This is a genomic window from Streptomyces sp. NPDC060064, from assembly GCF_042736455.1.
Lineage (GTDB): Bacteria > Actinomycetota > Actinomycetes > Streptomycetales > Streptomycetaceae > Streptomyces.
Genome location: NZ_JBHWWF010000012.1, coordinates 70,902 through 83,559, shown reverse-complemented (window position 1 = coordinate 83,559; position 12,658 = coordinate 70,902). Strand labels below are relative to the sequence as shown.

At 69.7% G+C, this 12,658-nt stretch carries 8 protein-coding genes and 2 pseudogenes; 3 read left to right on the top strand and 7 right to left on the bottom strand.

Translation table 11 applies throughout. From position 1 onward, the window contains the following. Window positions 1-153 precede the first annotated feature (153 nt). Together ACFWDI_RS16495 and ACFWDI_RS16490 are read left to right on the top strand one after the other, a co-directional pair. Window positions 154-831, top strand: a pseudogene (locus ACFWDI_RS16495) (potassium channel family protein); the annotation flags it as partial. A gap of 26 nt (window positions 832-857) precedes the next feature. Next, the gene (locus ACFWDI_RS16490; protein WP_385304561.1) at window positions 858-1,847 is read left to right on the top strand and encodes an NAD(P)H-quinone oxidoreductase; all 990 of its coding nucleotides are present in this window, start codon (window positions 858-860) and stop codon (window positions 1,845-1,847) included. Window positions 1,848-1,943: 96 nt separating this feature from the next. On the opposite strand, the gene ACFWDI_RS16485 is transcribed toward ACFWDI_RS16490, so the two are convergent. From ACFWDI_RS16485 to ACFWDI_RS16460, 6 genes and pseudogenes are all read right to left on the bottom strand, one after another. Beyond that, a complete protein-coding gene (locus ACFWDI_RS16485; protein WP_327324866.1) occupies window positions 1,944-2,486 on the bottom strand; it encodes a bacterial proteasome activator family protein in 543 nt (180 codons plus the stop codon). A gap of 98 nt (window positions 2,487-2,584) precedes the next feature. Further along, a pseudogene (locus tag ACFWDI_RS16480) lies at window positions 2,585-5,451 on the bottom strand (FtsX-like permease family protein). Further along, entirely contained in the window at window positions 5,448-6,200 is a 753-nt protein-coding gene (locus ACFWDI_RS16475) for an ABC transporter ATP-binding protein (RefSeq protein ID WP_385304558.1), read from the bottom strand. The pseudogene ACFWDI_RS16480 and the gene ACFWDI_RS16475 overlap by 4 nt, the downstream one beginning before the upstream one ends. A 111-nt stretch (window positions 6,201-6,311) precedes the next feature. Continuing rightward, window positions 6,312-7,010 carry a PadR family transcriptional regulator gene (locus tag ACFWDI_RS16470; protein ID WP_385304555.1) on the bottom strand — a complete coding sequence of 233 codons (699 nt, stop codon included), beginning with the start codon at window positions 7,008-7,010 and terminating at the stop codon, window positions 6,312-6,314. Between the two features lie 84 nt (window positions 7,011-7,094). Further along, complete coding sequence (locus ACFWDI_RS16465) at window positions 7,095-7,688, bottom strand: hypothetical protein (protein WP_385304553.1); 594 nt, start codon at window positions 7,686-7,688, stop codon at window positions 7,095-7,097. Window positions 7,689-7,856: 168 nt separating this feature from the next. Next, entirely contained in the window at window positions 7,857-9,509 is a 1,653-nt protein-coding gene (locus ACFWDI_RS16460; protein WP_385304551.1) for a protein kinase, read from the bottom strand. 394 nt (window positions 9,510-9,903) lie between these two features. Here ACFWDI_RS16460 and ACFWDI_RS16455 point away from each other — a divergent pair, with 394 nt between their 5' ends. Beyond that, window positions 9,904-11,460 carry a protein kinase gene (locus ACFWDI_RS16455; protein ID WP_385304549.1) on the top strand — a complete coding sequence of 519 codons (1,557 nt, stop codon included), beginning with the start codon at window positions 9,904-9,906 and terminating at the stop codon, window positions 11,458-11,460. Between the two features lie 119 nt (window positions 11,461-11,579). Here the strand turns inward: ACFWDI_RS16455 and ACFWDI_RS16450 are convergent, their stop codons facing one another. Next, on the bottom strand, window positions 11,580-12,587 hold the full coding sequence (locus ACFWDI_RS16450; protein ID WP_385304548.1) for a phosphotransferase: 1,008 nt from the start codon (window positions 12,585-12,587) through the stop codon (window positions 11,580-11,582). Between the last annotated feature and the right edge of the window lie 71 nt (window positions 12,588-12,658).

Genomic DNA, 12,658 nt, shown 5'->3' with positions numbered 1-12,658 from the left:
TGTGGTGTCGGTACCGTCGTCCCCATCCGTACCGGGGCCATCGTCGGGCTCGAAGGAAAGCCGTACGAGACCGGCTCAGTTCTGGCCTCCAAGATCGCCTCAATGTGCCCGCTTCACGAGATCATCGGGCATGCTCTTAGGCTACTTTCGGAACACCGCTGGAGGCTTCGCTTGCGTGAGCACACGGTCATCGTCGGCTTCGGCACCAAGGGGCGGTCCGCGATTCAGACGCTGACCGCGACAGGCCTGAAGAAGTCCCAGATCATCGTCGTCGACCCCAGCGCCAAGGTGATCGAGGCCGCCAATGCCGAGGGCCTTGTGGGGGTGATCGGCGACGCGACCCGCAGCGATGTGCTGATCCGCGCCGAGGTTCAGAAGGCCGGGCAGATCGTCATCGCGACACAGCGCGACGACACTGCGGTTCTGGTCGCGCTGACTGCGCGCCAACTCAACCGGGGCGCGAAGATCGTCGCCGCGGTCCGCGAGGAGGAGAACGCGCCGTTGCTGCGCCAGTCCGGCGCGGATGCGGTGATCACCAGCGCGAGCGCGGCCGGTCGGCTGCTGGGCCTGTCCGTGCTCAGCCCCAGCGCGGGCACGGTGATGGAGGACCTGATCCAGCAGGGCAGCGGCCTCGACCTCATCGAACGGCCGGTGATAAAGGCCGAGGTGGGCCGCAGTGTGCGGGAGGCCGACGATCTGGTGGTGAGCGTGCTGCGCGGGCACCGGCTGATCGGCTACGACGACCCGGCGGCGAGTCCGCTGCAGCTGACGGATCGCCTGATCACGATCGTGCGTGCGTCGAAGGTCCAGCCCCTCAACCCGCCTGAGTAGGCCCACTCCGGAGTAGCCTCGCGGCCATGCATGCGATCACGATTCCCGAACCTGGCGGTCCCGAGGCGCTTGTGTGGGCCGAGGTGCCCGATCCCGTACCCGGCGAGGGAGAAGTCCTCGTCGAGGTCGTTGCGAGCGCCGTCAATCGAGCCGATCTGCTGCAGCGGCAGGGCTTCTACGACCCGCCGCCCGACTCGTCCCCGTACCCCGGCCTCGAGTGCTCGGGCCGGATCTCGGCGCTCGGGCCGGGTGTCTCGGGGTGGGCCGTGGGCGACGAGGTGTGTGCGTTGCTGGCAGGCGGCGGTTATGCGGAGAAGGTCGCCGTGCCGGCGGGTCAGCTGCTGCCGGTGCCGGAGGGGCTGGATCTTGTCACGGCCGCGGCGCTGCCCGAAGTGACGGCCACGGTGTGGTCGAACGTGTTCATGATCGCGCACTTGCGGCCGGGTGAGACGTTGCTGGTCCATGGTGGTGCGAGCGGTATCGGCACGATGGCGATCCAGCTCGCCAAGGCGGTGGGCGCGCGGGTGGCGGTCACCGCGGGCGGGCCCGAGAAGCTGGCGCGCTGTGCGGAGCTGGGCGCGGACATCCTGATCGACTACCGCGAGCAGGACTTCGTGGAGGAGCTGCGGAAGGCGACGGACGGGGCGGGCGCGGACGTCATCCTCGACATCGTCGGCGCGAAGTATCTGGACCGGAATGTGAAGGCGCTGGCGGTCAACGGCCGCCTTGCCGTGATCGGCCTGCAGGGTGGCGTCAAGGGCGAGCTGAACCTGGCGATGCTGCTCGGCAAGAGGGCCGCCATCGCGGCGACGATGCTGCGGGGCCGCCCGCTCGGTGAGAAGGCGTCGATCATGGCGGCTGTACGGGAGCATGTGTGGCCGCTGATCGAGGGGGGCCTGGTCCATCCGGTGGTGGACCGCATGGTTCCGCTGCCGGACGCGGCGGAGGCGCATCGGGTGCTGGAGTCGGGCGCGAATGTCGGCAAGGTGCTGCTGGTGGCGCCTACGGCGGGCTGACCCGACTCGCCCTTGGGTGTGGGGGGTAACGAAGCACCCCCCACACCCCTGAGCGTCGTGCAACAGCAGCCTCAGACCCCGTCAGGCTGGGCGACCCTACAAATACGGCCCCGAGCGGATTGCGCCGTGGGGACCCTCCTCGTCGGCCTCGTGGGAGGCGCCGGGCGGGAGGGCGCGGCGCATCTGCTCGAGTTGGGCGCGGGCCGCCATCTGCTGCGCGAACAGCGCCGTCTGGATTCCGTGGAAGAGACCCTCAAGCCAGCCCACCAACTGGGCCTGTGCAATGCGCAGTTCGGCCTCGGAGGGGATCGCCTCGTCGGTGAAGGGGAGGCTGAGGCGCTCGAGTTCCTCAACAAGCTCCGGTGCCAGGCCGTCCTCCAGCTCCTTCACCGAGCTGGCGTGGATCTCCTTGAGCCGGACCCGGCTCGCCTCGTCCAGAGGTGCTGCCCTGACTTCCTCCAGCAGCTGCTTGATCATGCTTCCGATGCGCATGACCTTCGCAGGCTGTTCGACCATCTCTGTCACCGGGACCTCGCGCGACTCGTCGTCACCGTCACCGCCGCCGAGTGCCATCCCGTCCTGTCCCACAACGAGGACGTGGGGGCTCTCCTGCGACCGTTCATTCCTCGGCATCTCCATGCTGCCATTCTCTCGCATCGTTGCCTCACCACACGGTGTGCCCCCGTACGAGGGTGATCCACCCTCGTACGGGGGCACAAAACCCCAGGTTGTACCGGTCAGGTCGCCTCGCGGCGGGACAGCGCCCCGCGGGAGCGGGTGACCACTGCCGCCAGGAGCGCGGCGCCCAGCGGAACGGCGATGAGCAGCGCGGCCAGGGTCGCCCAGGGCACGATGATCGGTACATACGGCGTCGAATTGAACGAGCCGAAGCCCTGGTCCAGCGCCTGCTCGTAGAACTTCATCTGCTGGCGCTTCTCGGTGAGCCGCAGCCCGACCGCCGGGAGCACGCCCGCCGCCGAGCCCAGCAGCACACCCATCGCAGCCACCACACCGCACTGGAACCCGCTGAGCGTCCTGCGGACCCGCGGCGGCGCGCCGACCGCGGCGAGCGTCTTCAGATCGGCCTCGGCATCCGCTTGGGCGAGGCCCGTGGCGATACCGGCCGCACCGATGGTGATCAGTCCGGCGAAGACGGTCAGCGCCAGCAGGATGATGCTGTTCTCGCTGGTGTAGCCCTCCTCGACATACAGGTTGATGTCGGAGCCGGTCTTGTCGAGCTCTCCGTCCAGCCGCTGGCGCTGCTCACTGCTCGGCATCTTGTCGGTGGAGTAGTACGCGCCGAGCGGGACGGTGGTCATACCGGAGGCCTTGGCCGCGGCAGTCGGCACGATCATCGAGACACCGTACGAGGTGGGCTCACCGGCGACCTGGTGCGCGGTGAACGTCTTGATCTCGCCGGGTGCCTCCTTGCCCTTCTCCGCGGCCGCGTCGGCCTTCTTGGTGTCGGTGATCAGACGGATGCTGATCTTTCCCTTGGTGTCGAGGTTGCGCTTGTCGAACGAGAGGATCTGTCCGGCAGCCAGTGCCTTCCCGGCCGCCGCGTCCTCGATTCCGAGCACCTTCAGCAGCTTCGCGTCGCCGACCAGCACACCGCTGTCGGCGTAGATGGAGCCCCCGCCCGAGTTCTCCTTGCAGCGCCAGTCCTGGCTGAGCTTGCGGCGTTCGGCCTTGCTGAACTTCGTCGAAGGGTCCTCGTTCGGCTTGGCCGGGTCGGTCATCCACAGCGGGCACTGGTTGGCCTTGGGCACGACGACCTCATAGCGGCCGCAGCCCTCTGCACCGCCGTACATCGAGCAGTTGGACTTCCCGACGGAGATACGGTCCACATCGGCCCGTACGTCGATCGGCAGCATCTTCTGCACGGTGGCGCGCACCGCAGGCACGTCCCGCCCGCCGGCCTCGTCGAGCATCACGGAGACCACCCCGTGGGGCAGGCGCGCGACGTACTGGGCCCTGCCCTCGGCGTCGCTGCTCGCGGCGTAGGTCGCCACGGCCACCGTGCCCGCGACGGCGGCCAGCACCGCGGCCACGGCGGGAGCCGTACGGCCCCGGTTGCGTACCGCGTCACGCAGCGCCAGGCGCGGCGAGAGCGGAAGGATGCGTCCGGTCCGGCCGAACAGGCCCACCAGGGCGGGGGTCAGCGCGACCACGCCCAGTTCGGCGATGGCGCTGCCGCCCGCGACGACGATGGACTCGTCGGTCATCGTCGACCCGTAGAGCGCGATCGCAGCGCCCAGGCCGACCGCGATCAGCCCGATCACCGGGAGCACCCGGCTGCTCTTGCGTACACCGCGACGGCCGGTGAGCGAGGCGAGCACGCTCTGCCGGGAGGAGGTGACGGCCGGGACGATCGCGGCCATCAGGCCCGTGAACACGGCGAGCAGCCCGATGCCGAGCAGCTCCAGCGGCCGTACGTCGAAGCTGCCGAAGCGCTTGCCCAGGTAGTCCTCGAGCAGTGGCTGCAGCGCGAAGGTGAGGAGCAGACCGAGGATGGTGCCGACGACGGCCGCGGCGAAACCGATCACCAGACCGCCGGCGAGGACGATGGCACGGATATGGCGCCGGTCACCGCCGTTGGCGCCGACCAGACCGAGCTGGCGGCGCGAGCGCCGGGCGCCGACCGCGAAGGCGGGCCCTGCCAGCAGACAGATCTCCAGCATCGCGAGGCCGACGACGGTGCCGACGGCCGCGAGGGCCGCGGCCTTGGCGGCCGTGCTCTCCTCGTAGTTGCCCCAGCCTTCTTGCTGGTAGATCGGGATCTCGGACCTGGCCGGCGGGTCGAGAGCGACGGCGCGTGAATTGACCGTCACGCCCTTGGCGTTGGCCTGCTTGACCATGTTCCACGTGAAACCACCGGAGATGCGCACCAGCTGCGTAGTGCTCGCTTCGGTACCGGGCAGCCCGGCCTTTTCGAGAGCCTTGTCGAGCGGGGTGAGCAGCGCGCCGGGCAGCGCGTTGACCTGGTCGGTCTCCAGCGCGTCAGGGAGTTCGTATGCACCGACGATCTTGTACTCGCGGTCGAGCCCGCGCGCTGTGAGCGTGGAGCCCACCTTCAGACCGCTGGACTCCAGGAAGTGCGTGGTCGCGGCGACCTCGTCGGCCTTCTGCGGGAGCCGGCCGTGGTCGACGACCATGATGCCTTGGCCATCGGGTCGGAGGACTTCAACTCGCGGATCTCGGTGTTCAGCAGACCGTGCGTGGTGCGCAGCTTGCCCGAACCCTGCGAGTCCGTCAGGGACTTGGCGCCGGCAGGCAGTGCCTTGGTGATATCGGTCTTGCCCTCGGGCCACGGCTTGTTGTCGAAGTTCCCCACCGGCGTGGAGCTGTTGGCGTCCGGTGTCTGCATGATGGCCAGACCGCCCATGCCTGGATCTGTCAGCCGTGCGTCGGCCGCCCCCAGCGAACGCTCAAGGCTCTGCTCGGTGGAGAGCTCGGCGCTGCGCAGAGTCAGATCCGCGGCGCTCACGCCGAGGATGGGAAGGGCGATCATCGCCAGGACGAGGAAGCTGCGGCCCTTGGAGCGCCAGGCGTCGCGGCGGGCGATACGGATCGCGGCCCGCCAGGAGTGATACCAGGTCATCACAGTTCTGCCGCCTGGCCGGAGAGCAGCGAGTCGGCCTGGCTGCGGATGGTCTGGTCGACTACGGCGCCGTCGCGCAGGAAGACCACGCGGTCCGCCCAGGCCGCGAAGCGCGGTTCGTGGGTGACGAGAATGCCGGCCGCGCCACCGTCGCAGCGCGAGCGCAGCAGGGCGAGAACGGACTCGCCGGTCTCGGAGTCCAGTGCGCCGGTCGGCTCGTCGGCGAGGACAAGACGCCGCTCGCCGACCAGGGCGCGAGCGATGGCCACCCGCTGCTGCTGACCGCCCGACATCTCGTCCGGGAAGCGGTCGGCGAGATGGCCGAGGTCCATCTCCTCCAGGGCGGCGACGGCCTCGGTACGGGCCTTGCGTGCGGAGATCCCGTCGAGTTCGCGCGGCAGGGCGACATTCTCGGCGGCGGTGAGGGCCGGGATGAGGTTGTAGTCCTGGAAGACGTAGCCGATGCTGCGGCGGCGCAGGGCGGCGAGCGTCTTGCGGTCGGCGGTGGTGATGTCGGTGTTCTCGACGATCACCCGTCCCGAGGTGGGCGCGTCGAGGCCGCCCGCGATGGTGAGCAGCGTGGACTTGCCGGAGCCCGACGGGCCCATGACGGCGACGAGTTCGCCGGGAAAGACATCGAGGTTGATGCCGCGCAGGGCATGCACCTCGGTGGCGCCGCTGCCGTGGACGCGGGTCAGTTGCTGGAGTTGCAGCACTGGCTGCTGTGACGGCTGTGACTGGTGGTCGGACATAAAGGGTCCCCCCTGGACGGATGGCGTTCGTACGAGCGGATGTACGGAGACTTGGTGGCCGGTGGCCGGTGGCCCGGAGATGAGCGGGAAGCCGTGGGAAGCTCGGGTGGGCTACGTCGGCGGTGCGGGCCGCGCGTGCGCCGGAAACGTGGGCTGCGTCGAGGACGCGGGGTGCGGCGGAGATACGGAATGCGGCGGAGATCCGGGGTGCGGCGGGGGCGAGATCAGGGAAGCGGTCGTCGTGTGCCCGGCTGCCCGCTCGGCCGCCGCCGAGAGGCGGATCAACCGCACCTCGCAATGGTCGAGCCAGCGCGCCTCGGCTTCGGTCTGGAAGATCAGCTGCTCCAGGACGAGCAGCCAGGCCACGTCGTCACGCTCCTGCGAGCCCCCGCTCTCGATGGCGGCGAGGGCCTGCGCCTTGAGCCGGGTGTAGTCCTGCATCGCCTTCACGGTGTGATGGCGCTGGGACTGGATGACGGCACGGATGTCCACGCCGGGCGCACCGACCGCCATCGCGAGCTTGATGGCCAGCTCGTCACGGGGCGGACTGCTGCGGTCCACGGGCGTCTCGAACCAGCTCTTCAGCTCGGCGCGCCCGGCATCGGTGATGACGTACAGCGCATGGCCGGCGTCGTCCTCGCCGTCCTGGGCGACCATGCCGTCGCGCTCCAGGCGGTTGAGGGTCGTATAGACCTGCCCGACGTTGAGCGGCCAGGTGGCACCGGTGCGCGACTCGAACTCCGTACGGAGCTGGGAGCCGTAGCGAGGACCGGGCTCCAGGAGGGCGAGAAGCCCGTGGCGGATCGACATACTCAGTATGTATACCGAGTATGGCGGACTCGGCAACCATCGAGAGACGGAGTCTGTGCGTCCGTCTTGAGGGGGACATGATGATCAGCGGCGCCTCAATCGCACGCCCAGGAAGCCGATTCCGAGCCCCATGAGCGTCATCCCGGCCCCCAGTGACAGCGGCGAGATCTGGTGCCCGACGACCTCGGGGACGGCCTGTGGGGCCTGCTGATGTGCGGCGGCGGGGACGGAAGGGGTCGGAGTGGGGATCGGGGAGTCCTGGGGATCCTCCTGCTCCTCCGTCCGGAGTTCCTCATCCTCCGTGGGAGGGGGCTCGGACGCGGACAGCCGCGTGTCGGACGGAGCGGAATGGGACGCGGACGCTGCGTCGGACGGCGTACGGTGCGGCCGGTCCGGGTGGTCCTGGCGGTCGGGATGGTCGGGATGGTCGGGATGGTCGGGGCGGTCCGGCAGGTCCGGGCTCTCCGACTCACTCGGGCTCGTGCTCCTGGGAGACCGCCCGGGCCGCGGACGCCCCTCCCCGGCATGCCGCCCCGCGAGGGACGCCGAGACGTCGGGCCTGGCCGTCGGGGTGCGGTCGGGGGACTCGGACTCCTCGTCGGCGTACGCGTGGGGCATGGCCAGCAGCAGGAGCGACGCGACCGTGATCGCGCACTGTGTGCGGAGCCTTGGAGTCACCGGGTGACCCCCCTCCCGTGCCGAGTCGCCGAGATATCGGACTCAGCGTCACATGGCATGACACTTCCGGCATCTCGGGGCAGGAGAACGGGGAACGGCCCGGCACGCGGAGCGCGTGCCGGGCCGTTCCCGGAAACGGGCCGTTCCCGGAAAGCGGAGCGGGTCGGGCTAGCCGGCCTTGCCCGTGGAGATCGTGATCTCGAACTCCTGGCTCTTCGGTACGACAGCCTCGCCGGAGCTCGGGTACTGCAGGATGACGGCGTCCTTGGGGTACTGAGGGTTGTTCTCCTCGGTCACCTTCCAGGTCCAGCCGGCGGCCCGCAGGCAGTCCTTGACCGAGAGGAGGTCCTTGTAGAGGAGATTGGGGGCCTGGACCTTCGCCGGGTCATTGCCGTCTTCCGTGGCGTTGGAGCACTCCGTCGCCTCGATGGTCCGCGTACGGTCCGGGGCCAGGGCCCCGGCCTCCGCCGACTGGCTCGCGCTCGGGTCGTCGCCCGTGTTGTCGCCGCCACCCGGGTCGTCCTTGTTCAGGGCGAGCGCCGTGATCAGACCTCCGATCGCCAGCAGCGCCACCACGATGGCGCCCACGATGACCGGCATGTTCCGCTTGCCGCCACCACTGCCGCCCGAAGCCGTCGTCGGCTGCGGCGAGAGGGTGTACGGAGGCGGCGTCGAGGACACCGGGGCAGGCGCCTGGTACGCCGATACCGGGGGTGGCGTCTGATACGCCGACGCCGGGGCGGGCGTCTGTGGGTACCCGTACTGCGGCGTGGGAGCCGGCGCCGGCGTAGGAGTCGGCGGCCCGTACGGACCCGGCTGGTACGGCGTCTGCACGCTCTGCGGCGCCGGAGTCGACTGGTCCAGCGGCGGGAAGACCGCGGAGCCGACGCCCGCGCCACTGCTCGCCGGGGCGCCACCGATGATCACCGGTGCGCCCGTCTGCCCGGCACTCGCCACCCGCGCGCACTCGTCGCGCATCGCCGCGGCGCTCGGGAAACGCTCGTTCGGGTTCTTCTTCAGCGCCCGTGCGACCAGCGCGTCCATCGCCGGAGTGACGGAGCGGTTGATCGTCGACGGGGCGACCGGCTCTTCCTGTACATGCGCGTACGCGATCGCCAGCGGTGAGTCCGCGTCGAACGGGATTCGCCCGGTCAGCAGCTGGAACAGCATGATGCCGACCGAGTACAGGTCGGACCGCGCGTCGACGCCGCGTCCCAGCGCCTGCTCCGGCGACAGATACTGCGGTGTTCCGACCACCATGCCGGTCTGCGTCATCGAGGTGACGCCCGACTGCATGGCGCGCGCGATGCCGAAGTCCATCACCTTGACGATGCCGCGCTTGGTCATCATCACGTTGCCGGGCTTGATGTCGCGGTGGACCAGGCCCATTTCATGGCTGGTCTCCAGCGCGGCCAGCACATCGGCCGTCACCTTCAGCGCCTTGTCCGCCGGCATCGCGCCGTACTGCTGGATGTCCGCCTGCAGTACGGATCCCAGCGGCCGGCCCTCGACGTACTCCATGACGATGTACGGCATCAGCGCGCCGTCGAGCTCGTCCTCGCCGGTGTCGAAGACCGACACGATATTGGTGTGCGACAGCTTGGCGACGGCCTGCGCCTCGCGCCGGAAGCGCTCGCGGAAGGACTGCTCGCGACCCAGCTCCGTGTGCAGCGTCTTGATGGCGACCTGGCGGTCCAGCGCGGAGTCGTACGCCAGATAAACGGAGGCCATGCCGCCTTCGCCGAGCAGGTCGCGTAGCTGATACCGGCCGCCCGCTACGGAACCACCCGCGTAGCGGCCCTGTGCGCCGTCCTGGCTCATGACTGTGCATCCCCCTCGGCGCGAAGGCGCGGTGGCACGCGATGGCTCGCGTCGCTCGCTGATCTCTGCGCTGTGCTGTGTGATTTATGCCGCGTGATCCGTGTCCCGGATCGGTATTCCGTGATCCGTATTACGGGGCAAGTCTGCCCGAGGGGCCCGGCACGTCAAGCCAGGTGCCCGTTCCGTGACCGTACGCACAAGAAGCGTCTCGGAAGCGTTACAGGAAGAGCATGGAATTTGCCTGCCCGCAGGGGCAGCAGGTTTGATGGCCGGTCCATCTCGAATCGGGCCCGTCGCGCAAAGGCTGTAGCGTGACGTGGCACAGCACCCCGAGGACCACAGCGAACCCCCGCACGCAGAGTACGCACGCGGACAGATACGACGGCGAGGACTGATGGCACCCGAACCCGAAGCAGGCGGCGGCGGAGTGCCGGATGCGGCGGACTCCTGGGGCATCGGCGGAGTGGTCGGCGACGGCCGCTACCGCCTGACGCACCGTCTCGGACGCGGCGGTATGGCCGAGGTGTTCGCGGCGGAGGACGTACGGCTGGGTCGCACTGTCGCGGTCAAGCTGCTCCGCTCCGACCTCGCCGAGGACCCGGTCTCCAAGGCCCGCTTCACGCGTGAGGCGCAGTCGGTCGCCGGCCTCAACCACCATGCGGTGGTTGCCGTGTACGACTCCGGCGAGGATGCGGTGGGCGGTCAGACCGTCCCGTACATCGTGATGGAGCTGGTCGAGGGGCGCACCATCCGCGATCTGCTCCTCAACGCCGAGGCTCCGCCGCCCGAGCAGGCGCTGATCATAGTCTCCGGAGTACTCGAGGCACTCGCGTACTCGCACCAGCACGGCATCGTGCACCGCGACATCAAGCCGGCCAACGTCATCATCACCAACTCCGGTGCGGTGAAGGTGATGGACTTCGGTATCGCGCGAGCCCTGCACGGCGCTCAGTCGACGATGACCCAGACCGGCATGGTCATGGGTACGCCGCAGTACCTCTCCCCCGAGCAGGCGCTGGGCAAGGCCGTCGACCACCGCTCCGATCTGTACGCCACGGGCTGTCTGCTCTACGAACTGCTCGCGCTGCGACCCCCGTTCACCGGCGAGACCCCGCTCTCGGTGGTCTACCAGCACGTCCAGGACATCCCGTTGCCGCCGTCCGAGGTCTCGGACGTGGTGCCGCCGGAGCTCGACGGACTGGTCATGCGCTCGCTCGCGAAGGACCCGGACGACCGGTTCCAGAGCGCGGAAGAGATGCGCGGCATGGTCCAGTACGGACTGCAGATGCTGGAGCAGCAGGGCAGCCACACGGGCAGCTGGAACACCGGTCCGGTCGATATGCACGACGGCGCCATCACCCCGGCGATGGGGATGACGGGGCCGACGGTGATCGGCCATCCCGTGCACGGCGAGACGTCGCAGAGTCCGATCCTGCCGCCGATGAACCCGAACGACGGCGGATACGACGGCGGTCACCGGGACGGTCGCGGCGGCAAACGCGGCGGCCGCGCAAAGGCGTGGCTGTTCGCCGTGCTCGCGGTGCTGGCGATCGCGGGGGGCATCGCCTTCGCGGTGGACAAGGCGAACCACAGCACCGACAACCAGAAGCACGGCACGACGGTCACCCCGACTCCGTCCAAGTCGCAGGACTCGCCGACCCCGTCCGATGAGCAGACCGAGCAGAGCGAGGAGCCGGACACCTCCACGGGCGGCAATCAGGAGCCGAGCTGGGAGCCCTCCTACAGCGATTCGTTCACGCCGACCGATCCGGGGACGCCGACCGACGATCCGACGACGGCCGATCCGACCGATCCGACCGACCAGCCGACCGACCAGCCGACCGAGCCGACGGACGAGCCGAGCTCGCCCGGCAGCACAACGGGCAGCGGCGGCGATCCGGGTGGGACGCCGGGCGGCCAGGCAGGCGCCCCGGGCGGCAGCGGCGGCTGACGCGGCCCAAGACGCCACGCCGTACGCCCCGTTGACCTCGCTCGCCCCGTTGACGTCGTGCACATCCGCGACCCCGACGTCGTTCACGTCCGCGAGCTCGTTCACGCCGTTCACGCCGCTCATCCCGCGAAGGCTTCGCACACCGCCTCGTACTCTCTCGTCCACCACACCGCCAGGGCCGACGCCGCAGGAAACTGCGGGTCGGCCCTTCGGTCGTGCAGCTGGTAGCGCCAGCGCAGTATCCAGAAGTCGTTGAGCCGTTCCCACCACACCCGGTGCACCGCGGCCGCGAGCTCCGCCGCGTCCGCCCCGGCCGCTCGCCGGTAGGCCTGTGCATACGCCCGTACCTTCGTCAGTTCCAGCTCCCCCGCCGGTTGGACGAAGAAGATGGCTGCGGCCCGTACCGCCTCCTCGGCGCGCGGCTGCACCCCCAGCCGGTCCCAGTCGACGATCGCGGCCGGCTCGCCGCCCCGGTAGAGCAGATTCAGCGGGTGGAAGTCGCCGTGCACCCAGCCCCCGGCGGACGCCGGCGGCGGCCTGCGGTCGGCATGGAGCTCCAGCAGCGCCCGCCGCTCGAGGAGCCGCCGCTCGGCGAGCGCGTCGAAAGCGTCCCGGGGCCGGGCCGCGCGCGCCAGCGCCAGCAGCTCGTCGATCAGCGTGAAGGTCTCCTCGGGATCGGCGCTCTCGTACTCCCGCCGCTCTGTGGAGTCCACCGCCATGACCTGTTCCAGACAGGTGTGGACGAGTCCGAGGAGCGAGCCGAGCCGCGTCGACTGGACGGCCGTCAGCTGCGTCCCGTCGCGGTGTCGTCCGTCGATCCAGGGGTGCAGGGCGTAACACCGTCCGCCGATCACCGCGACCGTGTCGCCGTGCGCGTCCTCGACCGGCGGTGCGACCGGTACGCCGAGGGCCTCGAGCCGCTGGGTGGCGCGGTGCTGGCGGGCGATGGACTCGCGGTCGCCGTCGAGGTGGTGCTTGAGGAAGTAGGAGCCACGGGTGGTGGCGAGCCGGTAGCCGCGGTTGAGCAGGCCCTGGGTGACGGGCTCGCAGGAGAGCGGTTCGCCCGTGTCCTGGTAGCGGCGCAGAAGTGCACCGACGGGTGGGGCAGTTGCAGATGAGCGCGGCACCCGCCAGATGGTAGATCACGCAGCGTGGCCGAGTGACGGCTCTTCGGGATAATCCCGCCCACGTACGATCA

Coding starts and splice junctions, on each gene's coding strand:
- ACFWDI_RS16490 (WP_385304561.1), top strand. CDS start 858: ATGCATGCGATCACGATTCCCGAACCTGGCGGTCCCGAGGCGCTTGTG.
- ACFWDI_RS16485 (WP_327324866.1), bottom strand. CDS start 2,486: ATGGAGATGCCGAGGAATGAACGGTCGCAGGAGAGCCCCCACGTCCTC.
- ACFWDI_RS16475 (WP_385304558.1), bottom strand. CDS start 6,200: ATGTCCGACCACCAGTCACAGCCGTCACAGCAGCCAGTGCTGCAACTC.
- ACFWDI_RS16470 (WP_385304555.1), bottom strand. CDS start 7,010: ATGTCGATCCGCCACGGGCTTCTCGCCCTCCTGGAGCCCGGTCCTCGC.
- ACFWDI_RS16460 (WP_385304551.1), bottom strand. CDS start 9,509: ATGAGCCAGGACGGCGCACAGGGCCGCTACGCGGGTGGTTCCGTAGCG.
- ACFWDI_RS16455 (WP_385304549.1), top strand. CDS start 9,904: ATGGCACCCGAACCCGAAGCAGGCGGCGGCGGAGTGCCGGATGCGGCG.